This window comes from Pseudoalteromonas luteoviolacea NCIMB 1944 (assembly GCF_001625565.1).
GTDB classification, from domain to species: domain Bacteria; phylum Pseudomonadota; class Gammaproteobacteria; order Enterobacterales; family Alteromonadaceae; genus Pseudoalteromonas; species Pseudoalteromonas luteoviolacea_F.
Window position 1 is genome coordinate 65,024 of record NZ_AUXS01000011.1, and the last position, 25,007, is coordinate 90,030.

Genomic DNA, 25,007 nt, shown 5'->3' on the forward strand with positions numbered 1-25,007 from the left:
ACCATCTAATAAAAGTTATAACAGGTATGTACACTCAAATTTTACATAAGAATGGAGTGTATTGTGTTGATGATCATGGCGATGGGCTTGTATGCGTTTTCTATGTCAATAACGCCTGGACCGGTTAATTTAATCATTTTTTCTGGGGGGCTAAATCGTGGCGTCAATGCCACATTGCCCTTTATTTTTGGCGCGACAATGGGATTTAGCGTTTTATTAGTTGCAACTGGCCTCGGGCTTGGCTGGGTGGTACAGCAACATACTTGGTTAGTCACTCTTTGTACGCTGATAGGCTGTGCTTTTATGTTGTATATTGCGTATGGGCTTTTTCAGGCTGATGGGCAAATAGGCGCGGCTAAAGGATCACAAGCAGGGCTCGGCGCTGGTTTTGCATTAATGTGGTTGAACCCCAAGGCATGGCTTGGTGCAATAGCTGGCAACAGTCTATTTATAGAACCTAATCAAACTGCCAAGTTATTTGTGTTTGTGACGGTATACGCTTTGGTGTGTTTTATCTGTTTAACGCTTTGGGCAGTGTTTGGCAAACAGGTTTCTAAGCACTTAGCTAACGCGCAAAGTTTACCTTGGCTCAATAAAATTGCCGCAGGGGTATTGGTTGGTATGTGCGTTTTAGTGTTGCTTGAATTGGTGAATTGAGATTGGCGCGTTTATTTTTATCTCAACTGGATGGTTATTGATGTTTATGCAGCTACATTGCGTAGTGAATAATCGAGATTGCAAAGGGTTACTAACATACCTTCAAGCAACTGATGTCCATAGGCCCAGTTGAACAGAAGTTTTTTCACAGTGAAGCACGCTACACAGCAGGATATCTAGTTGCGCCTAGAGTTTAACGCTCTAAGGCCCTTGTTAAGGCTATGGCTTGAACTTTTGCAAAGTACAAATACCAAATAAGATGAGGTTGATTGCATGATTAAGGGCCCCTGAAGTACTGAGATTCGAAGATTGATTTTGTGTTGTTGTGGCTCAGATTGGTCATCCTGCTTTTTGCCAATTTTATCGTTTACTTCATTTGTTCACTGCCAGATACTTCTTTTAATTAGCACATTTGGAAAAGTAGCTGCTGAGCCTAGGAGTTGTATGCAACAATATAGCTATGTCAGATATTGTTGTTGCTTATGTATAATCCTAATTTACCGCTAGTTTACCATCCAAACTATTCGTTTAGCTTTGATCCGAAACACCGCTTTGTTGTCAGTAAGTTTGCAAGATTAAAACAGTACTTGGAACAGCAAGGGGTCATTCAGACCAACCTACAACAAGGGCCGGTAGGGCATTACTCCGATTTAGAGCTCGTTCATTGCGAGCAATATGTACGTGATCTATATCACAACCAATTGTGCCCAAAAGCGATGAGAAGGATAGGGATCCCGTGGTCAAAAGAGCTGATGGCGCGAACTTTTACTGCCCCATTAGGAACTTATTTAACTGCAACGCTGGCACTAAAAAATGGTATTGCATGCCATTTGGCAGGTGGCACACACCATGCCCATTACGATTTTGGTTCAGGTTATTGCATGGTAAATGATCTTGCCTACACAGCACAGCGCCTAATAGACGAGCAGCAAGTGCACAACGTGTTAATTTTTGACTGTGATGTGCATCAAGGAGACGGAACAGCGGCGATGTTGGCACACAACCCATATGTGTTTACCTGTTCAATTCACTGCGACAAGAACTTTCCCTTTAGAAAGCAACAAAGTGATTTGGATATAGGGCTAGATCCAAATGTCAGCGACCGTGAATACTTGTCTATCGTTCAAGCAACAATAACTGACTTAATTGAACAGTTAAACCCCGACTTGGTGCTCTATGATGCGGGTGTGGATGTTTGGCAAGAGGATACATTAGGCAAGCTCGATATTAGTTGGCAAGGGCTTGAACAACGAGACCATATCGTTTTGACCACGTGTCAGCGCAAAGGTGTACCTGTTGCGACTGTGATCGGTGGTGGTTACGACAAAGATCACGAACGTTTGGCAAAGCGGCATGCCATCGTTATTGAGCAAGCAGCCAAAATTTAACCCAATTTGTTAAGCAAACCTGCATCTTACAAAGCACCACTTTGACTAATAAAATCAATATCTTGAAGCAAGATTTTACTATGTGAAATTTTGTTTTACCGAGTATTTACGATGTTTTTGTGGTCTCTTGGCCATGTTTTTTCCAGTATCAAGATGAGTCCGAGGTTGGGACAGTGTTTTTACCGAGACAATAAAGGAATAGATTATGGAAAAGCATTTATTGATGATGGGGTTCATGAGCGCGATTGTACTTGTTTCTGTGCAGGTTCATAGTCGTGAATTTGTGCAATGCGGTGGCAGTGGTCACCATGATAGTGGTCGCCACGAAGGTGGTCGCCACGAAGGTGGTCGCCAAGTAGAAAAGCAAGAGTGCAGTTGGACCGACTCACAGAGCAACAGACAAATCCCCCAATTTTCCGTTAAATTTGAGCATGATGGTACGTCTAGTACCGAAACTGTCTTTATCTGTCGAGACTTAGGACATGTTTTGGGGCGTTTAGTAAACGGTATATGTTATACGTCATGGTATGGTCGAGAGTTTGCAAATAAACGCTTTCAGGTTCTGACAATGGCGTCTCAAAACTACCGCTGGGAAGTGGCAACAGAGCGTATCGATCTCTACGGCGCGACCGAACAAACTGATAAATACTTAGTAAAAGGGTCGTATGAAAGTGGTTTCAATACTTATGTATGTGGTGTGACTGATGGTCATGGCGTACTCAGGGCGGGGAAATTACTGAATGGATATTGCTGGTATGGGGCTGGTGGTCGTGAGCGGAGTTACCCGCTTGCTAGCGGCCGTGTCCATGTGCTTTTTTATACCGAGAGTTGAGCAGGCCGATAAAAATTTTGAGCCGCAATGTACAGCCTTGGCTCTGCTAGATTGAATCACCCCCTTCAGTGCCAGCTTGTAGACTGGACTGGAATTTACAATGCCATATATAGATTAGGTAGTAAGTATCAGTTCCACCATCACTGCATGCAATTGTGTAGTCGTTACCAGCCTATGATTGGTAAACTTTCAATTCAGGCATACTTGGTTCGGAATTTGCCTAGATATTAAGGGGAGCACCGCTTTTGTACTGGTTGCCGGCATCACGATATAGACAAGTAGCAAAAGATTGCCATACACGGCAAATAGATTGATATATCTGCTAGGTATGTATGGACACAAGAGGGAATTTTTATGTATGTAAACAGCTATGTAGAAACGAGCTATGTAAACAGTGCGACTAACGGGGCAGAGGTTGCAGCAGAGCAAGCATCAAAACCGCAAATGCGAAGTCGTCAATCTACCCCAAGTATTGATAATCGAGAGCAATACGTTAAATATATAAATTCTGCCAGTGAGGAAAAGCTGGCTGGGTCAATTGATGCAATTAAACAATATGGGCCGCCAATTGCAATGTTTAGAATGAGTGATATTGAACAAGCGGCTAATTCAGGAGAAATGCATGATCGTATCGGCAGAGCGATAGCGCATTTTGATAAGGAAGCACAGAAATACCACAAACAGGAACTCGCAATCATCAATGATGGAGCCAAAACAGGGAAGTCTTCTAAGGAGATCTTAATGGAGATTGTCGAATTACGGGATCAACAATCAGAGCTTTTCAAGATGGGAACAAATTGGGGAAGTAAAGGGCTTGCCCATCCTGAAAACTATGACAAGCTGGTTGCTGCAACGCCTAGCTACGTTAATTACTATGCATAATAGCTTCAATGTTGTTCAGTTTAACGTCCAAATGAACAGCGCAACAATCAAGGTTTACTGGCAAGTAACTGTAACAGTTTACCCAAACACAGTTGGTTGTGCTTGTACTGCGAACTAAAAATAAGTACTGCAAAGATGTTGTTGATGACACATTGGTATCTGTTAAGTTTGCGCCTACTGACGTAAATGCTTCAATGCCGCCTTTCGACTTTAGAAGGTAATGGCTGGCTAAGCTTAAAAAATATTACGTCATCAATATTAAAAGTTTCTTCATTTGTTAATGCTGTAGTAGACGCCAAACCAATGGTCAGAGAAAGCAAACAAAGTTCCGCGTTAATATTTTAATAGTGGATAGCACCTTTATCTAAACAATTGCAGTGCCGAGGCGTCAAAGTTAGTTAAATTCGGAAATATGTCAGAAACTTCGATATCACTGAGTCCGAACCATTTGGCAATCGGTGCAAAGTACTGCTCATTAGAGAATTGTGGGATTAGCCGTCCTCCGCCTACATCAATTGCGCTTTCTAATTGCTGAGACAGCATTGTACCGTGCAGCTCCTTACCATTAACTGCCGCTCCCATTAACAGTTGGTTGCCAGCCCATCCATGATCTGTGCCGTCGCCATTGGATGTAAGCGTACGACCGAAATCTGACATGGTGAACGTTGTTACGCTCTCTTGCAGTGACAACTCTGCCAACGCGCTATGAAACTCGGACAACGCGGTTGCCAAAGTTGCAAAAAGGGCAGGTTGACGAATTAATTGGTCATCGTGGGTATCAAATCCGCCTAGAGAAACAAAAAATATTTGCCTCTTATTGCCCGTGTGGTTGCTGATACTCAGCGATTTAGCTACCGCTGCAAGCTGCTCTGATAAGGGGTTATCGCTAAATTGTGTGTTCAGAGTTGGCGCTTGTTCAAGGAGTGCATTCATGTTTTGGACATTGGAAATTGAACTAGAGAGCCTGCTTGCATACGCATCTTGGATTGGGTTAGTAGTAGTACTGAGCAATCTGTCGACAATACTTTTAACGTGGTCCACTTGGGGCTGATAGCCCTTTAAAGCATTAATTTTTGTAATGCCATTTTTGTTTAATGCATAGGGAGTTGTATTGGCACCAACTTGCCACGGATTGGCACCTGCAAGAGAAATATTGCTGGTAAAGCTCGCGTGCTGGTTTAAGCGCTCTAGAATTCGAGCGCCCCAACCTGTATTCAAAGAAACCTTTTCTTGACCATGCATCCAAGTGGCTTGTTGGTCATTGTGTGAGAATAAATGGCCGGGTAAGGGCACTGCTTTGTTTTTGTAATCAGCGAGTGAGGTCGGAGTGATAAGCGTGCCTACTCCGCCAACAAATCCCAATTGACCGGCATTAAATATTGGTTCTAATGCGCTCATACTCGGGTGTAGACCAACACCCCCCGAAAATTGCGTGGTGGTGTTTAATGTGATCGGCTCGGTGACCACTAAATTTTGTCGACTTAGTTCATAATCTACACGTTCAGAACCCGAGGTGGGAACGAGCATATTTAGTGAGTCACTACCGCCGTGCAAGAATATGCATACTAAAGCCTTATAGTCATTGATAGTACTTGAGGAGGCAGAACTGGCGAGTGCTTGCAATTGTAAACTGGTGAGTGCTGCAATGGAGGCTCCGCCTTTTAAACACAGTGACAAAAAAGCTCTTCTCGATTGCTCATTACTATATGGCATAGCGGCAACTCCTAGTTTTGATAATTGAAGTCAGGTGACAGTGATACCATGTAGAGTAGCTGAGCTACTCGATGAACAGCGTCTTTACGGGCAAAGTAGCTATCTAAATCAACCAGAGCAGAGCGTGTACTGTCTGACATGCTGCCTGCAAAATAAACAAGGTTGTAGTAGTCCAGTAATGCTTGTAGACCGTTGTTTGACAACATGGTGATGTCCGATTGCCCATACATATAAATGGTTTTGGGATTTAATGTGTTCTTTCGTTCTGCCATTCGCCATACAAGGTCGCCATAGTGGCCATTGGTCGTCGCAATCATGTTGGAATCAGTGGCTATCTGTAGCTCTGGTGCCACCAAGCCAAGCCCTTGTAACTCATTGGGTACATGATCTGGCCTGAAGAAATTAAATACGGAAGGCGAAAGTAGCGGGCCCTGGCCGTAGGTCGTTGATAAATTCCACGTGTAGTATCGATTTAATTCTGAGCGGGCGTTGAGGACGCGCCATAAATGCACTTTTGTGAGTATCGGCTCTTTTATTTTCCCGCTATGTACAAGCACTGAAGAGTATTTGCGTGCTTCGTCATCAAGTAAAATAGCCTTAATTACAGCAGCTAGGTCGCCTCTAATACCTTGTCCGTTATCATTGAATACCGATGCGACGCGCTCAACATAAGCAGGGGTAGGGTTGGACTTTACCAGCCTTTGTATCAATTGCTTGCTAATAAATGGCGCAACGTTTTGGTGTGAGAATAAGTTGTCTAATGCTTGCTGCATCGACTCTTCAGGCCCGGTGCCTGCCGGTATGATGTCGCCATTGAGCAATGCTTTTTCTTCCATTGAGTGGTAATCAGAAAAAGCGTGCATTGGTAAAGTATAATTTCGACTAGGTCTATCCCAGCGTGCTGAATATGCAAATGTCCAGCCCGTAAACACCTTTGCAAATCCTGCAATCTCTTGTTGTGAGTATGTTGGTATGGTGTTGTTATCATTCAGCTTCGCTGTTCCATCTAAATTCAGCTCATTTAGTCCGATTGTGAATAGTTGCATAACCTCGCGAGCGTAGTTCTCATCAGGTCTTATATTTCGCTCTGCATCCGCTTTTTCATTTCCGAGGTGGCTGAGGTATACGCCCATGACAGGAGATAAGGTTACCGACTCAAGCAGAGCTCTAAAATTGCCAAAAGCATGTTTTAAGAGGGTGTCATAATAGGCAACCATACCCTCAGGTTCACCTTTGAGTGACGTATTGGCATCTGAGACAACGAAAATCTCACTCAGCGCAAATGCTACCCGCTGCCTAAGCTGATCAGGCGCGCTTAAACTTGCCTTCCACCAGGCGTCAATGCGATTTATATGACTTGGATTTTCGCGGTCAGGATAATTTTCCAAAAAAGGCGTGTGGTAGGTGGGCTCAAGGAGTATTTGTTGGTCAAGCCACTCTTCTTCGCTTAACCCCGTCGCTGCTTGTATTTCTGTCAGTGTGGCACCAAGGGTCGCCTGCTGTAGTAAAGCTGAAGCTTGAAGCTCTGTCATTGCATTGACGGATTCAATGTCGGTTTCTACATATGTGCTCAAGCCAGCGTTATTGGTAACAGTTAATGAAAAAGTAAACAGATCTTTTTCGACTGAATGCGTGGTTGGTAAAATAACAGTCAAATTTTGAGAGTCGGTACCTATTAATGTGGCTTCGGGTCCGGCTACTTGCATCCAAGCGTAGGTTAAATTCTCTGTTGGGCTAGTCACAACACTATTAATAATGATTTCATTGCCTTTGCGCAGCACAGCACCGGGGGGCTTCAGGTCAACAATTGGTGCAGTACCAATGTTATCGGCAGCGCCTTCATTTTCTTCGTTGTTACCTTCAGATGAAGATTCATTACCGTCCGCATTACTTTGATGATCACTTTGCTCATTTGTATTGTCGGCTTGTGAACCCGAAGAGACATTGTCTTGCGTATTTGTATCACTGCTGCTTTCGGTACGGTCGCCGCTTGGAGAGGCTGCATTGGCATTTGAAGAGTTAGAGCTATCGGGCGCTGCGTTACTATTAGAGTTGGATTCGCCGCCTCCACCGCAGGCGGATAATAGCACGATGGCAGCAACAGAAAGGAAGCGCATCTTCATATCAAATTCCTCACAAAAGTCTCATCCTTTTATAGCATGGAGGAATATTTTTACAATGTTTTTTTATTAAATTAAAGTTTCTTTTTTAATGAAAAAGGATTGCATTTGCATTTATCTCAATGATTCAAAAAGAAAACCCAAAAGTGACTCAGGCAGGTTAATTATTGAGTCGTACAAGGTTATCTACATGGCACTGCTATTGCTGATTAACGTTTTATCCAATTTGAGTAGAAAGGGCTCACTTGAGGTTTTCATACCGTATTAAACTTTTTCAGACTCATTTGTTTTCAGTGTGAGCGAATATATCCAGCCAACAAAGAGCCCCAGTAGTGTTGAATTCAAGTTTAAAAAGCTCACGTCAGACAAGGTGACTAAAAAGGTGAGTAATGCAGGTTCCCGATACTGCTTAGATTGAAAGGCTGTTTGTAAACACATAAGTAAGGTGCCAAGTAAGGCAAATCCGGCAAGCATATGCGTAATTTCAGTGGGGAATGATAAAAAGATTGATACAACGGAAGTAGCTAGTACGCCAGCGCATAGATAAAAAACACCAGCCCACAGCACTGCTTTGTATCGTACATTTTTGTCTTTATCTATTTCCTCGTTCATACAAATAGCAGCAGAGATAGCCGCTAGATTTAAGCTAAATCCGCCAATGGGCGCAAAAAGCATATTGACTGCACCTGTACCAAATAAAATAGGTTTAACTGGAGATTGATAATCATAAGCTTTCATCATTGCGATCCCCGGCAGGTTTTGGGAGAGCATGGTAACTATATATAAGGGGATTGATATGTTTAATATAATCGAGAGATCTATATTTGGCGTGACCCAACTGGGGTGAGCAAAGGAGAAGGTAGTTGCAGAAAGTACGTTGTTATCAGAATGAAATACAATAACTAAGCCAATGATTAGTAAAACCAACATTGTGTATCTTGGGAGCAATCGCTGGCTGGCAATATAGGCCGAAAACATAAGTAAAAATAGCGCTGGAGTTGTTGTTACAGGTTCAAAAGCGCGAATGCAAAAGGGCAATAAAATAGCGCCTAACATCGCCGTTGCTAGTGGGGCTGGGATCCGCTGTAGTGCTTTTGACAATGGCGAGATAAGCCCAGTTAAAAATATGCATAAGCCAGTGAAGACAAAAGCGCCAATAAGGTATTGCAGCTCATAATTCGGCGCCGCGCTGACCAAAATGGCTGCACCGGGTGTAGACCAAGCGGTGAGAATGGGAGTTTTGTAGTACCATGAGTAGCCGATCGAGGTGGCTCCCATAGCGATCCCTAATGCCAGCAACCAACTTTCAATTTGGCTGGGTGATGCACCGGAAGCTGAGGCTGCCTGTAAAATGATCACAATTGAACTGGTATAACCGACCAATACGGCAGTGAAGCCAGCAACGATATGGTTTAGCGTAGAAGATTTTTGGTACATTCTCGCTCCATGAAGTAGAGTAAAATTAACGTGCGCTATAGCGCACGTTAGGTAATGTAGCACTGTGCGCTATAACGCACAATAGGGGTTTAGTTAATGAAAGAGTCGATGTTTAAGTCCGAGATCGCTAACCATTTGAAAGCAGAAAGAAAAAGAAAAAAGTTGAGCTTGGATGCCACCGCAAAATTAACTGGCGTCTCTAAAGCTATGTTAGGGCAAATAGAACGTGAAGAATCCAGTCCTACAATTGCGACGCTGTGGAAAATCGCCAGTGGACTAAATACTTCTTTTTCGGCATTTTTTGCAAATGAACCAGCTTTACAGTCAGGAGAGCGAGTATTTCCCGAAGACGCGCGAATGAAGGTAAACACGATATTTCCGTTTCAACAAGATACCAGTATAGAGGTGTTCGAAATTACTTTGCTCGATCATCACCAGCAAATGTCCAGTCCTCATGACATCGGGATTGTTGAGCATGTTCATGTAATTCGTGGCAAAATGAAAGTCTATTTTGATCAGCAGTGGCATGTGTTAGAAGCGGGCGAGCGTATACGCTTTTATAGCGATCAACCTCATGGCTATGAAGCGATATCAGAAACAGTCGTGTTTCATAACATCGTAAGTTATCCAAAATGAAGGTCTCATTTATATACTCTGAGACTCTACTCAATTTCAGATCTGACTGTCTTACGATAAGCGAGCTTGGCATCTTTTCAAAAATGTTGGCTTGCAAGCTCACTAAGATATTGAAGTGACGGAGTGGCGTTAGTTAGTTTTTCTTAGCAAGCTGAAGCAAATGCTAAATATCAACAAGACACACCCTGCTAAACCTGTAAAATTAGGTATTTCTTGAAATAAAAAGTAGCCAAACAGCAGCGAGTATAAAATATTGCTGTATTGGACATTGGCAATGACATTTGCATCGCCATATTTAAAAGCCGTTACTCCAATCCACTGTGCGAGTGAAGAAATTACACCAACGGTGACCAGCAAAGTAGCTTGCTCAAAAGTGGGTGTTACCCAATTTTTAACCGCAGGAATTATCGTAATAATCGCGATAAATACAGCTTGGTATACCAGTAAGTTGGTGCTGGACTCAACTTTGATAATCTTTTTGATACAAATTGAAGTGGTCGCAGCTCCTAACGCCCCAAATAACCCAAGTGCAAAATAGATACCTTTCGAACCATTGAAACTAGGTTGGATTATTAACATCACACCGATAAAACCGATAATGACAGTCGCCCAGCGATTTACCGTGATCTTCTCAGATAAGAATATGGGTGACAGCAAAGCGACAAACAACACACTTGTGAAACTAATCGCGATTGCACTTGCTAAAGGTAGTTCTCTAAGCGTGATAAAACTCAGATAGAGTGCGAAAAATGCCCCGATTATTCTTATTACGTGTAATTGGACATGCTTGGGTTTTCGCAGGGTATTCACATTGCGAAATATAGTGGGCAGGAGCAACATGATAAAAACGAGCTGCCGAAAAAGTAAAATTTCAAATTCACTTATCGATGTGCTCAAAGTACGCACTATGGTACTCACATATACAAATAGCCCACAAGATATGAGCGCTAACATCACGCCCTTAAAGTAGCCGGGCATTGTTTTCGTAAACAATTTTAACTGTTCGATGTTTTTATACGCTGCTTGTTTATACGCGTTCGACATAATCAACTCCTCTTAAAACATGACTAGCCTTGGCTATAAACCTTTAGTCAGGTCAAATTTGATGTTTTGAAAAAAGCGCTTGAAGGCAGTTGACCTGACCATAGCTTCATACCCTAGCTTGCAACTGGCGTCATTATTCAAATAAATAAAGAGGAACCAAACGTGAAAAAACATCTGTTTTCAACCGCAATGTGTTTAACAAGTTTATTGCTGGTTAATAGTGCACTGGCTAAGGATTACAGTGAAAAGCATAATGCGGATCAAGAATTTGAGTTTGTAAAAAAAGATGCTGTCACTATCGACAGGAGCAGTTCTTTTCGCTTAAACATGCCACCGAGTAAAGCATTGCCTTTATTTACAGCGCCCGGTGAAATTCTTTGGGCGCCGGGTTGGAAACCCAACATACTTAGCGGGGATGGCTTCGAAAAAGGCACTGTTTGGTTAACCAAACATGCAAACAATACGACTTATTGGCATGTTTCCGAATATGATACATCTAGCAATGTGGCGCTGTACACTATGGTTACACCGGGAGTTAGTATGGGGACTGTGGGTGTGGTGGTGTCCAATAGTGGTGACAATGGCTCTTTAGTTTCAGTGACGTATAATTTAACAGGTCTATCTGAGGCGGGTAATAAAAAACTACTCAAGCTGTACAGTAAAAAACATTATCCAAAAATGATTGCTCAATGGAAAGACTGGATTGAGGCCAATATCGATAAAATTCACCGCCATTATTAAGCGGATGGCAGGGACAAGGCACGAGACTCGTGCAGTCACGGCCTTGTCCCCAAATACAGCTTATTCAATCGGCATGATGTGATTGAGATGAGAAGTTTTTTACTTGGATTCGAGACTGCATGGGGTACATATGTATACGGTTAATCAACTGGGAAAAATGTATGACTTGTCACGGAGCACTTTGTTGTACTACGACAAGATAGGGCTGTTGAAGCCATCTGCAAGGTCGGAGGCCAATTATCGGCTGTATTCGAACAATGATCTTAAGAAAATGGAAAAAATTGCCACCTATAGAGAGGCGGGCCTGTCCCTAGAATCTATTGCTGACATTTTGAATTCTGATGATACCAATTCGACCACGATCCTTGAGCAACGATTGCACAATTTAAACAGTGAAATAAGTGAGTTGAGAAAGCAGCAACAGCTCGTTGTTGAGCTGCTGGGTAAAGACTCATTGGTCAGAACCACAAAAATTATGAACAAAGAACAGTGGGTAAATATACTGAGGTCGTCAGGGATGGATGAAGATGATATGCACCGCTGGCACAGAGAGTTTGAGCGCGATTTACCAGAAGTTCATCAGGATTTTCTAGAGTCATTGGGTTGCAGTCCTGAAGAAGTAAGTAGTATACGAAAATGGTCTCAGTAGCACGGCTACGAGAATGCAAAAGGTAATCACGGGCAACCAGAATGTGCAGTTAAACTTCTTAGTAAATACACAGTAGTCTGTACTTCCAAAACGCATAGCCTTTGCAATATCAAATGAGTCGCTAGCAATAAAATGCTTGAAATGGGATGGTGTACAAATTGTGTGGACACTGCTTGGTAAGAGAATATTTTTTGTAATTATTATTTTCTTACCAAGCAGCTCACACTTTAAAACCAAGTAACGGGCAAGTACTTGGTTTTATCATTACTGCCCGAGTAGGCGGACAGAATTGATGGGAGAAACTACTTCAACAGTGGGTTTTTACCATTTAAACAGTTTACATTTCTGAATTCGTTTACCGCCATAGTTAGCAACTAGATATGGGCCAACTTGTGCTTCACGAATGGTGTCAAATGTATAACTGATGATTTCAACGTCCAATGAGCCATCACTGTGCAATTCGTATTCAGCATTCAGTTTGGTAGACCCTATTTCAAATAAACTGACAAACTTATTTTCAAACAGGTATTGGTCGATAACAATGCCGTTGTTTTCATCAACAGCAAAATGCCCCTTGGCTTCATCCAATGTAACCAATGTATAATTGCGTGGGCGTGCATTGGCACCTTCACCGTAGGTTACTATCCAGTCTGCGCGATTGTCGACTGGGCTACCAACTTCAAGTGACATAGGAAACTCATACAAAGATCCTTTTCCTGGAGCAATTAATTCACATTGACCCTTAAAAAAGCCTTGCCATTGAGTTGGTGCAGCTTGGGCTGTGAGCGAAAGAGCCGAAAGGCTCATGCATAAAGCAAATACTTTTTTCATTTTTCCTTCCTTTTTGATGCCATTTTTGTGTGTGCTAATTTAAAAAACGTGGATTTTTTCAATAAATAACACAAGTACGAATTTTTTTATTAAATGGAAGAAAATTGACAGAATTGTCTACCGCTCATCAGAAAGAGGGTGTCGCAATTAAAGTGTTGTGGTTATGAAAAAGCCATACTCAGATCTGTTAAGTATGGCAAAGTCTTGATTAGTCTTGTTGTTTGAGCGCTTGCTCCTTCACAACTTTAAGCGATTGCTCTTCTGTTATGCTGTAGCTAAGCTCTTCTAGCCCATAGCCAGATTGTTCAGGCGAGTTATCCAAATTCGCGTTGCGTTGGTAATAGTAAATAGCCTCTTGGTCTGATTGCACAGCAGGATCAGTTACATTCAGCGTAAACGCACCAAAGTTATTGTTCTCATTGGTTTCATTTACTTTTCGCTCGACATCAGCCATTAACACGATGCGGTATGATCCCTTAGCTAAGTTGAGATTTCGCATTGGTAATAACACTTCATGCTGTGAACCAACATCATTAAGCACTTGAACGGCGCCAAAGTAAGCCAGTGCATTGTTATTCGCATCCGCTAAGAAAACGCCTACTTTTGGCAATACTGGCGAGTTCGGGCATCCGTCATTCTTGACTACAAATGTGACTTTAAGATTACCTGCATAACCGGTAGATATGTTTGCAGGAGTCATGGAGCCTGAATGGAATAGCCAGTCCGGTTTACCAACAGTACCAAATGACGCCGTGTTGTGGCTCACAGATACTGAGTTATTGAACCTTGCGACAACTTGAAAATCGGTCGGCAAGCACAAGCTGCTCAGATAGGCTTTGGTGGTAGGGTCGATATTAAATGGACTGACTTTAAAGGTATTTTGCGTGTTTATGGGCCTACAGCCATTGCTAGCACAGTTTAAATTAGGGGCTTCTCTACCAACGTAATAGCCTGTTGCACCACCGTCTTTAGTTAAGAAAAATTCTACTTGGCCACCGGGGTTAAATATCTGAGAACCAAATAAATAGTAGTTAATATTAAAGTTTGCCGAACCGGGGTTTGGGATCACCGTATTGCTGTCAAAACCGACATTGCCAATTGTGATATTTGCCAAGACAGATGCACTGAAAAGTGACGAGGTAAGTACTGCTAGACGTAATTTATTAGACATAATTTCCCTCCATTGTTGAAATGTCTAAAATTTGCACAGATAAATTGGCGATAAAGGTTATGTTAAAAGTATGTTTATTTAAAGTTTTATTTGTGTATTTTTGACTTGGCGCAAATAATTTAGTTTTTTCATATCAAATATTAAATCCATACAAATTAAGTGTTTTGTAGTTAGTATCTAATTACTAACAAAGATTGGTTTGATACTTGCGTGAAAGCCGGATTTACCGAAAGATAAATTTTTTAATATTTATGTCATAGTTGGAATTAAAGCTCTAATTAAAACAGGGGCTAGCCTTCAAAGTTTGGCTGTCTCGCTGCCTAGCAAACACTTCATGTTGCTGCAGTCGCAGCAGCTCCTTTTGGCTTGCAGGGCTGTTCGCTGGCAAATACGTTTTATCTATTGAAGGCATTACGAAATCGAAAATAAGTTTGACACGGGGTATGTGAAAATCGGAGCTAATTATTATGATTTTTGTGGCCTTGTGCATTGATAGCAGTGGATAAGTCAACGTTGCATCTTCAATAGTAAAACGACTGTGTGCATCCTCTAGGAATTGATTTTGCGCTACTCCATGGCGGATTAAATACTGGCGATTATATTTCGCATGTGAGGCTTTGGTTTGGTTGAAATTTTTACCAAAGCCTCCCGTACATATGATTTTACTAGTCTGATCAGAGTCCAATACATCGAGCGCGAGTTGACAACGTGCAATTGAAAGTGGGGATAATTGCCCATATTGGTCATTTTTATGCCCTAATACAATAATCACGCTGCTCATCAAATACCTCTTTTGTTATAAAAAACCTACGAATGCGCGCTTGGCAACCGATTAGTTAGATTTAAGGTGTTAGTTGCTGTGTAAACCAATGGCTCAGTGTGTATGCTAGGTTTTTATCCTGTTCTAACAGTGGATAACCGTGCCCTTTTCCTTTATATACTAAAAATCGACTATTGGCGTTTTTGGACTCAGTGAATAAAGTTTGTGCACTGGTGTAAGTCGTACCATCTTCTTCCGCTGCGATGATCACTGTTGGTTTATTTGATAAATCATCTACATATTTTTGAATATTACTATAGCTTTGTGCCGAAGAGAAAAAGCCGATCGCAGACACTGGGTTGTTCTGTGCCAGTGTAATGGCTTGAGAACCTCCGCAACTTGCTCCTATGACGCCTATTTTTCCATTTTCTCCGACTTTATTTCTAAGAAACTCGTAGGCTATTTCTACATCTTGAGGCCAGTGTCGAGTCATGTTTTTCCACGCTGAGGCTCTTTCTTGTTTCTTCATTTTGGCAATTTCGCTGACGTCAAATGCTGAGCTTTTACTCTCGCCATAGCCTCTAAAATCGATACTCAATGCGTGGCTACCTTGCTCTGAAAGTAGTTTTCCAATCTGGTTGTACATAGAGCGATTGAAATTACACTGGTGCAACATCAGTACTGCTGTGTTATTCGACTTTTCGGCACTAAAGTAGCTTGCCTTAAGCATAAAGCCATCGTTAGCTGGTAGATCGATATGAGAGTCGGCAACGCTGTTGAATGCCAAAAATAAGGCTGCAAGCTGTATTGTTGTTTTCATCACGGTTCCTTTGCTTTTTTGTTTAAAATGGCATCAATTTTTCCAACTACCAACTATCTTGCGGTGAACAAACAAGATGGTTAGACACATGTCTTGTAGAGCCGTAAAAAGTATGAGGTCAACGTCGTAAATCGCACTGCACTCAACTTGGCATCGTCAGGTTGAATATAGTTGCTTAAATAAAGAAGCCAGACCTACAAAATTAAAACCTGTTTGCAAAAAAATGACACTAATCACGCTGCTACCAAGCATCATGTTTCAATGATAAAAAATCGATTAAATTTATCTATCTATAATTATCAATGGTATAGCTCTATCAAAAGTCTATTTTAGCAATTAATAGATAAGCTTTAAGACCTATTAGCCCCACCTAGCACATATTCAAGTGGCAAATTAATTAGGAGCTATTATGAGATTACACCCTGTATTTATGAGCGCATTTTCTGTGCTGTCAGTTGCCACAATGTTTCCTGCTCAAAGCGGTCAAACTAAGTATATTGAGCCGCCAATGGCGAGCATTCCAAAAGGCACATTTGTGATGGGAAGTGAGCAGGGACGGGAGGATGAAAAACCGACTCGCAAAGTATCAGTGCCTGCTTTTCAAATGGCAAAATATGAAGTCACAGTTGCAGAGTATAGGAAGTTCATCGAAGCAACAGGATATGAATATACCCAAGGGTGTGCACACCGAATTGGTCGTCGTTGGTTCGGCAGCGGAGAGCGCGATGGTACTTGGGATGACAATATATACGTGTTAAGTGAATTTCACCCTGTGGTGTGTGTTTCGCGCAAGGATGCTGTGAATTATGCCAAATGGTTGTCAAAAGTGTCAGGTAAACACTATCGCTTGCCTACCGAAGCCGAGTGGGAATACGCCGCACGTGCAGGCACAACAACAAAATACTACTTTGGTGATGAGGGCAAAAGCCAAAACGCTTGCCGGTATTCTAATGTAGCAGATTTACATGCGTATTCGCTGACAGAGAAATTGTATAATGCTTCATATGGTGGCGGTTATACCGTTAATGATTGCAATGACAATGAGGTTCTCATTTCAACCGTTGGTTTATATGAACCAAACCGCTTTGGTGTATATGATATGATAGGCAATGTGGTTGAGCGCGTTGCTGATTGTTACAAAGACTCCTATCAAGGTGCACCTACCGATGGCAGTGCAGTAAAAGAAAATGGCTGTGAAGTGTATGTCGGACGTGGTGGAAGTTGGCATTGGGCTGCACATACCTCGAGTCAACGCATGTCCATGAATGAAGACTTCTTTGCGGCACTTGAAGGGTTTAGGCTAGTTAGAGACACAAAAGGAAAAGATATCCCAGCCAGTCAAGGGACGCCATGGTTTGTTAAAAAATTGAGTGCAGCTCAGCAAAAAGTAAAAGCCAAACATGTTCGTGAAAACCCTAAATACCCCACTAAACCAAAAAATTTAAAGGTTTCGAGTCATGACAATGGCAATAATAAAGTGACCTGGCAATCAGCTGGTAAAGGCCAAGTTACTGGCTATCAAGTATATCGACAAGATCCTTTGAAAAACGTCAGTACGCTACTGGCTAAAAACCACAAAACAGCGCACTTTATCGATAAAAAACCGTTGCAACACAATGCCAGATACCATGTCATTGCACTCAATGGTGATGCTAAAAGTTTGCCAAGTGCCAGTGCTGACAGTGGTTCAAAAACAGCCCATGTGATCCCATCACGTATTCAAGGTGAAGCATTTAACTTTGCGCCCGGTGTGGATGTGATCAACTCCGGTTTTGAACCAGAGTCTGACAAGATCATTAGCTCTATCGGCAAGAGTAAAGCGAGTTATTTCCTTGCAGCAAAAGAAGCTGGAAAGTACAAAATGGATATTCGTTTGTTCCACTCAGGTGCTGACCAACGTTACTGGATTAAAGTGAATGGCAATGTGATTACAACCCCTGCATTGTCTGGAGAGCGCGGTTGGAAAACAATACAAGGTATTGAGGTAAACTTAAGTAAAGGACGTCACACATTAACAGTGCAAGGAGAAGCCTCTTTATTCGCAGTAAACTGGTTTGATATTCAAAAAATGTAATACTGACCGGATGCAACATATTGACTGGGTAGGACTCGATATGGCTCTCAAACTATTGGGGTTGGGAGCCGAGCTGCAAGACGAAACCGATGTTATGACCTGCCGTCACTACATGCAAAACAGAGCTCGCACCCGATACCAGTGTGTTAACCGAGAAAAGTTCTCAAAATTGAGGTGGATTAACCCTTGTGAGCAGAACAAGAAAAAATCTAGCAGATAGCTATGAACGAAAAACGGACTTTAACATTTGATTATCAATGCCGTTTTTAATTACAAAGCAAGCGAATGTCCCCATCCTCAGAAAAAGAGCAAATCGCTCATTTTTGATTATGGGGAAATTCTAACGTGAAATGAAAGCCAGAAGTATTTATATTTCGATGGTTTAGGTGATAACCTTCTAAAAATCAAAGTGCTCAATTGACGTACTATCTAGGAAAAATCTTACTTAGCTTGTTTTTTCTTAAATCTTCTCGTTTTGTTTATGTAACTTAAATGAGCTATTTACTCTTGTTTAAGCACGACTTTTTTGTTGGGGTTTTCTGCAAAGACGTTAACACCTTCTGGAAATTGAAACCAAGGCAATGCTTTACTTCCCCATGCATGTAAAGGAGGCGTGATCCAGTTCGGGTCATCAAAACTACCGCCGGCAACCGCGATGCCGTTAGGCATAGCTTGGGCCGTCCACATTATTGTTGTCCCGCATTTTGTACAGAAGCGGTGAGTCACACTTCTTTCGCTATCTGCTATTCGCGTATATTCTTTGTATTCACCTTGTAATTTAAGGTTTTCTTTTGGAAAAAAGCAGCCCATACCAAAGGCAGAACCTGTACGTTTTTTGCAGGCAGTACAGTGGCAAATAGCTAAACCCATTGGGTCCCCTGAGACTTCATAATTAAATTCACCACAAGCGCACGATCCAGTTTTTACGGTAGTCATATATATCTCGTTTTTAGTTATTTACTTTAGATTAATGATGAAGTTATGGTTTATACAGGCTGCATAACGCCCGCTGATTCACAATGGGCTTTAAATGCCTTGTTCAAGTCTTTAAAGCTCTTGGTTAAACCAAGCTTAAGTAACGGATAAAGTAAGTAACCATGAGCTTTAAGTGTCGGCTTAGCTTGGAAAGAAAGTAACGTGCGATCAGTTGATACAGCGGTGAGGGTAAAGGTTACATCGTTACTGCGTACCGGAAATAGTTTTGGCGCATTTTTCACTTCCACTTTCATTGAGAGCGTGCCGTTGGCGCTGTCATAGTTTGTAATTATTTCCTCTGCTTTTAGGCCATTAGGTTTATCGCTTAATTCACAAACTCGACCAGCACAACTTGCACCTTCCAATTGGGTATGTGCTTTCAGTGCGTAAGATTTTTTAACAGCTGGAAACCATAATTGAATGCTCGTGAAATCCTCTGCCAGCAGCTTCCATACGGAGTCTTTATCTAAGTTTATTTCGATAGCGGTAGCTATATTCATGTTTTTGTCCCAAGTTCAAAGTTTCAATTTATTGACATGAAATGATTTTAAATGGACACTCAGCATTCCGATATAGCAAAAAAGAGACCTTTGTGGTGCATAAAAGTTCCATAGACTGGCAGGATGTTCAGTTTTTTGTTCATGTTGCAAGAGCAGGCAGTGCAAGAGCAACGGCTGAAGCACTGGGTGTTAGTCATACCACAGTTAAGCGTCGTATAGATAATTTGGAAAAACAGCTTGGTACGCGTTTATTTGAACGAAAGGTGACAGGCTTTAAGCTTACCAATGAAGGGAAAACAATGATGAGCCATGCCACCCAAGCTGAAGATGCCATTTTAAGTGCTGAGCGCCAGCTACAGGGCAAAGATCACGAATTAAGTGGTGAGATCCACTTAACTTTGCCAGATGTGTTAGCTCATGAGCTGCTTATGCCACATTTGCATCAGTTTACTGAGCAATATCCAGCGATAGATATTGAAGTACTTATTTCCAGCCAAGTACTTAACATCTCTTCAAGAGAATCAGATATTGCGGTGCGGATATTGGGATTTGGTAAACAACCACCAGAACCTTTGATTGGCAGGAAGTTAGCGACGATTAGTAGCTGCTTTTATGTCAGTGAAAACTACCTTGAAAATAGAGACTTAGAAGCAAAAGACACGGATGCCTGCTTTTTAGGGTGGGGTGAAACAGATACTAACCCAGAGTGGATAAAAATATCTCCATATCCCAATATAAAAAGGCGTTATAACTTTAATACCGCGGCGTTACAAGCCCAAGCACTAAAAGCAGGGTTAGGGATCGCTATGTTACCTTGTTTCTTTGCGGATAAACTTGAAGGAGTGATGCGCTTACCCGATTGTGAACCTATGTTAAATCATGAGGTCTGGTTACTGTCTCACCCGGATCATAGGGATGTAACACGGTTAAGGCGTTTTAGAGAGTTTTTAGTGGACTTGTTTGAGAGCAAAAAAAAGGCATTGTTAGGACAGCAACAAAGCTAGACGAAGCAGTAAGTCCAAATTTTCATATGTTGTTGCTCTCAAGTAATTTAACTTTGTCCATACAAAAGGTGAGCAATGTTGTGCAAAAACTCACAACGTGTGAGGAGCAGCGCCATAGGCTTGGTATTTTCTATTCCTTCGTTTACGGGTATAGCTCAGAGGTAACGTTGCTCGCACCTTTTTGCGCTGTGATTATAATCAACAGCTTAAAAAAAGCAGACTATCAGAATTAGTTGAACCTAACATGTCAGTTCGGGAACATACTTATCCAACCAAAAAAATTTATAAGTAATTGACTTTAAGTTGAAAGTTTAAATTTCGACAGTGTCGGTGCCAATAGTCAACTTCATTTATCGTTAAGAGTTGGCGTAGGGACTTCTATAATGGACGACATAAAAATACAGTGTGTTGCTCATGTATCAAGTTCGACTAATAGGGCTTAGTCAACCCCGATTTTCTGATACAGACCAGTAACAGACACCGATGATAGTCAGCATAGCTTCCATTTCAATGAGAAATCATGTTGTGGTAACTCCCGAGTAATTAAGCTACCTAAAACAGTACGGAAACAGCCAATCAAGTCCGGCTAGTGACAGTATTAAAGAAACCTGTAAAAATTATTGTGACCATTGTGAACGATAACGCCATGCCAGTAAACAATAAAAGTTGGTTAAAATACGAGGCAAAGGAGCATTGGCATCAATCATTTATCTGTCCTTTTGGAATATTAAAAGTTTCTCTTAATATGCATTGATTATACTGAAGAGATAATCACTCTAGGACAAGCTGATAAAACTAACTTCCACATCCATGTTTAATTTTAATATTAGTTAATTTCTAGCTTGTCCAAATGTCAAACTTCCGCAATGAAACCGAAATATAAAGCGAGAAAGGAGTAGTTAAACCGTTACTTAAGTAACAGTAGATTCAAGGTCAACTTTTAATACGTTGCTTCATAATTATTTCCTCTAACTCATAAATTGTATTTTCAGGCTCAGCTGAGTTTACAGGTAAAACTATATCAGGCTCTATCGGTTCATGACATTTCACTGCACCAGCTGAGCGAGTAAATATAGCTGTTGGTATGGTCACTTCCAGATTAGAGCCAGCTAATTTGAATGGTTGAATTCTACCCGTAGTACATGACCGTACTCCAGTTCGCTGACCTACAATTACTGCTTGTTCAGCATCTTGAAATGCGGTTAGAAACAAGATTGTCGATGAGTAACTCAATGGTCCCATTAATAAATAAGCTTTACCGGGAATTTTTTGATTTTCTTTCCCTGATACGGGTATAAGCGGTTTATACGGGCGTTCAACTATTGCGCCTAAGTCACCTTTTGCCGGCCCTAATTTCAAGTTACGCTCAGTGAGGCGAACTTTATATTTAGATATAAATGGAAATGGCTTTGAGGCGACATAAGGCGAAATACCTCTTTGCCAGTAATGATCCGTTCCACCAGGGTTAGTACGTACATCTATAATAACGTCTTGCACTTTTGCTTGCTTAAATAGCAGCCAAGTCTCTTCCATAAACTTAAAAAATGATTCTTCAAGGTAAGGAGGGTAATAGAATCTATCGATACGTAAATAGCCAATATTGTTATTTAAAACCTTTCGATTAAGAAAGTCATCGATGGTGAAGGTAGATTTATCACTCTCGCCAAAGACGCCATCAATCACAACCTCTCGCCGCTTAGAGTCACTGTATATTTCAAAGTGATAAGCTCCTGAATCTCCATACATTAGCCAGAACATCTTAGCAAACCTATCTGAAGCCAGAGCTTGACGGTGGATTAAAGAATCACCATGCATCCGGCTTAAAATTGTGTCAATCACATCACTTGCATCACTACCGTTTATCTTGGTTATTTCATCACCAAACATTATATCAAGTGACTCGTATTTGTTGGTATTGACGTAAAGCTTATTCGATTTACTGATCCGTATATCAATTGGAAAAAGTTGTCCCCCGTTTGCAATATGCTGGTTATAGTTTTTATTTAGTTTGGGATAAAAAATTGCCATATGACCATCAGAGAAAAATGGATTGAGTTGAGCCATATATTTCCATGCTTCCAATTGGCTAAGCGGTGTATTTAGCTCCTCTGACAATTTATTTATATGTAGCTTTGCTGCTTCTACATCCATCGTAAAGCTCGGATCAGGGTGTGTAGAATCCAGTAGCTCCTTGAGCTGTACAAAATCACTTTTGAGTGCCTCGACCGAAATTAATGTCGTTTTCGATTGATTAAGTTGTTGAGGTGATGAACAGGCCATTAATAGAGCTACACCTAATAAAACTAATGTTATTTTCATGTAATACCTTAATTATAATAAGTTTTATAGATAGACAGTTTCAATTTACAATCTTTATCCCATGAAATAAAATGATAAGAACTAACGTGCTCATGAATAAAAATAATAAGGAATGTTGTGAGTAAGCTACCACCATTAAAATCTATGCAAGCATTTGAAGCCACAGCACGGCATTTGAGCTTTAGCCTAGCTGCACAAGAACTATGTGTAAGCCAAAGTGCAATTAGTCATCAAATTAAATCATTAGAAGCATTTTTAAACAAAAAGCTATTTATAAGGAGCAACAATAAAATTTCTTTAACAGGAGATGGTGATATTTTTTTCTCAGTGATAAAAGATTGCTTTAAGCGAATGCAAACGGTAACTGATCACCTTATCCTCGAAAAGAATGTTAAGCTCAAAGTGATAGCACAAACCGCCGTCGCGGTAGAATGGTTAGCACCGAGAATACCAGAGTTTTATGAATTAAACCCCGACATTAGCATAGACCTTTCAATGACAGGAGAAGCAGAATTAGCAGAGCCGTCTGAGTACGATGTTTTAGTCGGTTCCTGGCCTGCCCCACCAAATTTTATTACTCAACAGATAAGAGAGGAAAACTGGTTTCCAGTTTGCGCGCCAGAAATATATAAGCAATTAGACTTAGATAGGCCTCAATCCTTGTTAGACTTCCCTCTCATAAGCTCTGAGAACGGACAGGATTGGCTAATTTGGATACAACAACAAAAACTAGAGACACCTAAAAACTTAACAATACAACACGTAAGCCATGGGTTGTTAGCTGCTAAAATAGCACAAGGGAACGGCGGTATAGCTATGAGTTGCGACTTTATTATTAATGATCTCATCAAACAAGGCCAGCTTATTGCGCTGGATACATTAAGCTTCCATTTGCCTTGGGGGGATTTTTTCATTCACTTTAGCGCAGGAAGTCATTACCGCGATAAAATTGAAATCTTTGTTGGTTGGCTAGTCGACCTATGTAACGAGGTAAAATAACATCCTCTTAGTAGTCTTACTAAAAACGCGCCTGTTTAGTTGACCAAGTATGTCTATCAACATATTTCAACTTTGGCCTTAGTGAGTGTTTTAATTGGCTGATATGCAATTCTTTCTATTGCCGGAATGTACAGGGAGACAATTGAAAAAAGAATAACGCAAATGGTTTAAGCGGACTAAGCGCCAAAAAATGTAAAACCAACTAATTAAACAGGGTAAGCCTTGTACTTATACTTAGTTGACCTGTGCATGGCATTGAAATAAACGATAAGTACGTGTGTTTTTTATCACAGTATATGAGTGTATTTTTAGGGGAGATTAGTTTGCTTGTTAGAAATGTTAAGGATGCTGAAGCCGTTCAATGGTGACTCATAACCTTGATAATGGCCAGCTTAATTGGAGTAATTATTACAAGCTACGCTGGATTAAATACGATTTTTGTTGGATATGGCTGGAGCGAGCCTACTTTCTTCACGGGATTAAGCCTCACGCTTACGAGTCGTTCAAATAACAGAATAAACGCATGTCCGTTATTCACTCATTAGTGCCGAATAAATAAATGAATTTAGAAGTGTCTCTTTAAATTTCTAGGATTTCAGGCTTCAGTATAGCGTACAGGAGATTCCCTAAAAAATGTTTGTACATCGCCTCTATCTCTTCTTTGCATATCGTCCCACCGCGTATCAGCATCTCTTGTCTTTCAGCAGGTTCTTTCACAATATATCCTGTAGAAGTGAATCCATTTTTTTCATAAAAAGCTTTACGTTTAATTCTCTGTTGAAAATTATCCGCTGAATTATCAAGCTCCTCAATATTCAAGATAACTCTTTGCCCGGAATATTCATCTTTCATCGAATCCATAACCTTGCTGCCGTAGCCATCAGAACGACGCTGCTCTGATATTGCAAAAAACTTTACAAATATAATGTTTTTATACGCTTTAACATAGATAAATCCCACCCAAATATCTTGGTCATATAGAGAATAAAACCCTGCTTTACCGTTTCTCAATCTATATTTAACAACCCATGAAGGCAGCCGTTGCACCTTTGGAAAAGCTTCAAAAAAAAGATCTATAACTTTTGCGTAGTTAGTATCATGTTTGGTAAGAGGTTTGAATTTGATGGTCATATTTAGTATCCGCAAATAGAGTGATATAGTTCGAAAATTAAGCGGTGGTCACTAATACGTAACGAAATATATCGCTACTCGCTTTTATTAACACTTTAACTGTTAAACTTGTGAGGATCTCACTAGCTCTGAAAACCAATCGAATGTTAAAGTTGTGGTGAAGGCTTTAATCCTATCAAGCACGGAAATAATAATATAAATGCAGCCCTAGTTTTTTTACTTTTCACATTTTTCCAATATAAGAACTTTGCTTTAAATTCATTCCTTATATCCTCAGCACTGTCTTTCATCATGAAGTCCTTATTCTTTTTCACGGGTTTGACT

Annotated in this window: 23 protein-coding genes; 11 read left to right on the forward strand and 12 right to left on the reverse strand. The window is 41.0% G+C overall.

Annotated features, from left to right (window positions below):
* Positions 1 to 69 precede the first annotated feature (69 nt).
* The 4 genes from N483_RS00705 to N483_RS00720 all read left to right on the forward strand — a co-directional run bounded on the left by N483_RS00705 (position 70) and on the right by N483_RS00720 (position 3,759).
* Positions 70 to 657, forward strand: a complete 588-nt coding sequence (locus N483_RS00705) for a LysE family translocator (RefSeq protein ID WP_023398148.1) — start codon at positions 70 to 72, stop codon at positions 655 to 657.
* A gap of 482 nt (positions 658 to 1,139) precedes the next feature.
* A complete protein-coding gene (locus tag N483_RS00710) occupies positions 1,140 to 2,045 on the forward strand; it encodes a histone deacetylase (protein WP_023398147.1) in 906 nt (301 codons plus the stop codon).
* A 205-nt stretch (positions 2,046 to 2,250) separates the two neighbouring features.
* Positions 2,251 to 2,877: a hypothetical protein gene (locus tag N483_RS00715; RefSeq protein WP_023398146.1), complete on the forward strand. Its 627-nt coding sequence runs from the start codon at positions 2,251 to 2,253 to the stop codon at positions 2,875 to 2,877.
* Between the two features lie 354 nt (positions 2,878 to 3,231).
* Positions 3,232 to 3,759 carry a hypothetical protein gene (locus N483_RS00720; protein WP_023398145.1) on the forward strand — a complete coding sequence of 176 codons (528 nt, stop codon included), beginning with the start codon at positions 3,232 to 3,234 and terminating at the stop codon, positions 3,757 to 3,759.
* Positions 3,760 to 4,119: 360 nt separating this feature from the next.
* Here the strand turns inward: N483_RS00720 and N483_RS00725 are convergent, their stop codons facing one another.
* The 3 genes from N483_RS00725 to N483_RS00735 all read right to left on the reverse strand — a co-directional run bounded on the left by N483_RS00725 (position 4,120) and on the right by N483_RS00735 (position 9,092).
* Positions 4,120 to 5,472: a DUF1501 domain-containing protein gene (locus N483_RS00725; protein WP_023398144.1), complete on the reverse strand. Its 1,353-nt coding sequence runs from the start codon at positions 5,470 to 5,472 to the stop codon at positions 4,120 to 4,122.
* Positions 5,473 to 5,483: 11 nt separating this feature from the next.
* Positions 5,484 to 7,595, reverse strand: a complete 2,112-nt coding sequence (locus N483_RS00730) for a DUF1800 domain-containing protein (RefSeq protein ID WP_023398143.1) — start codon at positions 7,593 to 7,595, stop codon at positions 5,484 to 5,486.
* A gap of 261 nt (positions 7,596 to 7,856) precedes the next feature.
* A complete protein-coding gene (locus tag N483_RS00735) occupies positions 7,857 to 9,092 on the reverse strand; it encodes a benzoate/H(+) symporter BenE family transporter (protein WP_269201319.1) in 1,236 nt (411 codons plus the stop codon).
* Between the two features lie 33 nt (positions 9,093 to 9,125).
* Between N483_RS00735 and N483_RS00740 the strand changes: the two genes are divergently transcribed.
* Positions 9,126 to 9,665: a helix-turn-helix domain-containing protein gene (locus tag N483_RS00740; protein WP_023398141.1), complete on the forward strand. Its 540-nt coding sequence runs from the start codon at positions 9,126 to 9,128 to the stop codon at positions 9,663 to 9,665.
* A gap of 129 nt (positions 9,666 to 9,794) precedes the next feature.
* Here N483_RS00740 and N483_RS00745 read toward each other — a convergent pair whose 3' ends face one another.
* A complete protein-coding gene (locus N483_RS00745) occupies positions 9,795 to 10,709 on the reverse strand; it encodes a DMT family transporter (RefSeq protein ID WP_023398140.1) in 915 nt (304 codons plus the stop codon).
* 162 nt (positions 10,710 to 10,871) lie between these two features.
* Between N483_RS00745 and N483_RS00750 the strand changes: the two genes are divergently transcribed.
* On the forward strand, positions 10,872 to 11,450 hold the full coding sequence (locus N483_RS00750; RefSeq protein WP_023398139.1) for a hypothetical protein: 579 nt from the start codon (positions 10,872 to 10,874) through the stop codon (positions 11,448 to 11,450).
* Between the two features lie 130 nt (positions 11,451 to 11,580).
* Positions 11,581 to 12,099 carry a MerR family transcriptional regulator gene (locus tag N483_RS00755; RefSeq protein WP_023398138.1) on the forward strand — a complete coding sequence of 173 codons (519 nt, stop codon included), beginning with the start codon at positions 11,581 to 11,583 and terminating at the stop codon, positions 12,097 to 12,099.
* 321 nt (positions 12,100 to 12,420) lie between these two features.
* Here N483_RS00755 and N483_RS00760 read toward each other — a convergent pair whose 3' ends face one another.
* The 4 genes from N483_RS00760 to N483_RS00775 all read right to left on the reverse strand — a co-directional run bounded on the left by N483_RS00760 (position 12,421) and on the right by N483_RS00775 (position 15,681).
* The gene (locus tag N483_RS00760) at positions 12,421 to 12,930 is read right to left on the reverse strand and encodes a hypothetical protein (RefSeq protein ID WP_023398137.1); all 510 of its coding nucleotides are present in this window, start codon (positions 12,928 to 12,930) and stop codon (positions 12,421 to 12,423) included.
* Positions 12,931 to 13,138: 208 nt separating this feature from the next.
* The gene (locus N483_RS00765) at positions 13,139 to 14,101 is read right to left on the reverse strand and encodes a hypothetical protein (protein WP_023398136.1); all 963 of its coding nucleotides are present in this window, start codon (positions 14,099 to 14,101) and stop codon (positions 13,139 to 13,141) included.
* Positions 14,102 to 14,375: 274 nt separating this feature from the next.
* Positions 14,376 to 14,882 carry a YdcF family protein gene (locus tag N483_RS00770; RefSeq protein ID WP_023398135.1) on the reverse strand — a complete coding sequence of 169 codons (507 nt, stop codon included), beginning with the start codon at positions 14,880 to 14,882 and terminating at the stop codon, positions 14,376 to 14,378.
* A gap of 61 nt (positions 14,883 to 14,943) precedes the next feature.
* Positions 14,944 to 15,681, reverse strand: a complete 738-nt coding sequence (locus tag N483_RS00775; protein WP_023398134.1) for a serine aminopeptidase domain-containing protein — start codon at positions 15,679 to 15,681, stop codon at positions 14,944 to 14,946.
* Positions 15,682 to 16,090: 409 nt separating this feature from the next.
* Between N483_RS00775 and N483_RS00780 the strand changes: the two genes are divergently transcribed.
* Entirely contained in the window at positions 16,091 to 17,755 is a 1,665-nt protein-coding gene (locus N483_RS00780) for an SUMF1/EgtB/PvdO family nonheme iron enzyme (RefSeq protein WP_023398133.1), read from the forward strand.
* A gap of 40 nt (positions 17,756 to 17,795) precedes the next feature.
* The gene (locus tag N483_RS00785) at positions 17,796 to 17,975 is read left to right on the forward strand and encodes a hypothetical protein (protein ID WP_023398132.1); all 180 of its coding nucleotides are present in this window, start codon (positions 17,796 to 17,798) and stop codon (positions 17,973 to 17,975) included.
* Positions 17,976 to 18,256: 281 nt separating this feature from the next.
* Here the strand turns inward: N483_RS00785 and N483_RS00790 are convergent, their stop codons facing one another.
* Entirely contained in the window at positions 18,257 to 18,691 is a 435-nt protein-coding gene (locus N483_RS00790) for a GFA family protein (RefSeq protein ID WP_023398131.1), read from the reverse strand.
* A gap of 50 nt (positions 18,692 to 18,741) precedes the next feature.
* Positions 18,742 to 19,230 carry an SRPBCC family protein gene (locus N483_RS00795; protein ID WP_023398130.1) on the reverse strand — a complete coding sequence of 163 codons (489 nt, stop codon included), beginning with the start codon at positions 19,228 to 19,230 and terminating at the stop codon, positions 18,742 to 18,744.
* 92 nt (positions 19,231 to 19,322) lie between these two features.
* On the opposite strand from N483_RS00795, the gene N483_RS00800 reads away from it, so the two are divergent.
* A complete protein-coding gene (locus tag N483_RS00800) occupies positions 19,323 to 20,234 on the forward strand; it encodes a LysR family transcriptional regulator (protein ID WP_052027344.1) in 912 nt (303 codons plus the stop codon).
* A 933-nt stretch (positions 20,235 to 21,167) separates the two neighbouring features.
* Here the strand turns inward: N483_RS00800 and N483_RS00805 are convergent.
* Entirely contained in the window at positions 21,168 to 22,553 is a 1,386-nt protein-coding gene (locus tag N483_RS00805; RefSeq protein ID WP_023398127.1) for a S41 family peptidase, read from the reverse strand.
* A gap of 117 nt (positions 22,554 to 22,670) precedes the next feature.
* On the opposite strand from N483_RS00805, the gene N483_RS00810 reads away from it, so the two are divergent.
* Entirely contained in the window at positions 22,671 to 23,552 is an 882-nt protein-coding gene (locus N483_RS00810; RefSeq protein ID WP_023398126.1) for a LysR family transcriptional regulator, read from the forward strand.
* Between the two features lie 579 nt (positions 23,553 to 24,131).
* On the opposite strand, the gene N483_RS00815 is transcribed toward N483_RS00810, so the two are convergent.
* On the reverse strand, positions 24,132 to 24,683 hold the full coding sequence (locus tag N483_RS00815; RefSeq protein ID WP_023398125.1) for a GNAT family N-acetyltransferase: 552 nt from the start codon (positions 24,681 to 24,683) through the stop codon (positions 24,132 to 24,134).
* Positions 24,684 to 25,007 lie beyond the last annotated feature (324 nt).

Coding starts and splice junctions, on each gene's coding strand:
- N483_RS00760 (WP_023398137.1), bottom strand. CDS start 12,930: ATGAAAAAAGTATTTGCTTTATGCATGAGCCTTTCGGCTCTTTCGCTC.
- N483_RS00755 (WP_023398138.1), top strand. CDS start 11,581: ATGTATACGGTTAATCAACTGGGAAAAATGTATGACTTGTCACGGAGC.
- N483_RS00795 (WP_023398130.1), bottom strand. CDS start 19,230: ATGAATATAGCTACCGCTATCGAAATAAACTTAGATAAAGACTCCGTA.
- N483_RS00780 (WP_023398133.1), top strand. CDS start 16,091: ATGAGATTACACCCTGTATTTATGAGCGCATTTTCTGTGCTGTCAGTT.
- N483_RS00715 (WP_023398146.1), top strand. CDS start 2,251: ATGGAAAAGCATTTATTGATGATGGGGTTCATGAGCGCGATTGTACTT.
- N483_RS00710 (WP_023398147.1), top strand. CDS start 1,140: ATGTATAATCCTAATTTACCGCTAGTTTACCATCCAAACTATTCGTTT.
- N483_RS00765 (WP_023398136.1), bottom strand. CDS start 14,101: ATGTCTAATAAATTACGTCTAGCAGTACTTACCTCGTCACTTTTCAGT.
- N483_RS00725 (WP_023398144.1), bottom strand. CDS start 5,472: ATGCCATATAGTAATGAGCAATCGAGAAGAGCTTTTTTGTCACTGTGT.
- N483_RS00730 (WP_023398143.1), bottom strand. CDS start 7,595: ATGAAGATGCGCTTCCTTTCTGTTGCTGCCATCGTGCTATTATCCGCC.
- N483_RS00745 (WP_023398140.1), bottom strand. CDS start 10,709: ATGTCGAACGCGTATAAACAAGCAGCGTATAAAAACATCGAACAGTTA.
- N483_RS00770 (WP_023398135.1), bottom strand. CDS start 14,882: ATGAGCAGCGTGATTATTGTATTAGGGCATAAAAATGACCAATATGGG.
- N483_RS00740 (WP_023398141.1), top strand. CDS start 9,126: ATGAAAGAGTCGATGTTTAAGTCCGAGATCGCTAACCATTTGAAAGCA.
- N483_RS00805 (WP_023398127.1), bottom strand. CDS start 22,553: ATGAAAATAACATTAGTTTTATTAGGTGTAGCTCTATTAATGGCCTGT.
- N483_RS00705 (WP_023398148.1), top strand. CDS start 70: ATGATCATGGCGATGGGCTTGTATGCGTTTTCTATGTCAATAACGCCT.
- N483_RS00815 (WP_023398125.1), bottom strand. CDS start 24,683: ATGACCATCAAATTCAAACCTCTTACCAAACATGATACTAACTACGCA.
- N483_RS00790 (WP_023398131.1), bottom strand. CDS start 18,691: ATGACTACCGTAAAAACTGGATCGTGCGCTTGTGGTGAATTTAATTAT.
- N483_RS00775 (WP_023398134.1), bottom strand. CDS start 15,681: ATGAAAACAACAATACAGCTTGCAGCCTTATTTTTGGCATTCAACAGC.
- N483_RS00785 (WP_023398132.1), top strand. CDS start 17,796: ATGGCTCTCAAACTATTGGGGTTGGGAGCCGAGCTGCAAGACGAAACC.
- N483_RS00720 (WP_023398145.1), top strand. CDS start 3,232: ATGTATGTAAACAGCTATGTAGAAACGAGCTATGTAAACAGTGCGACT.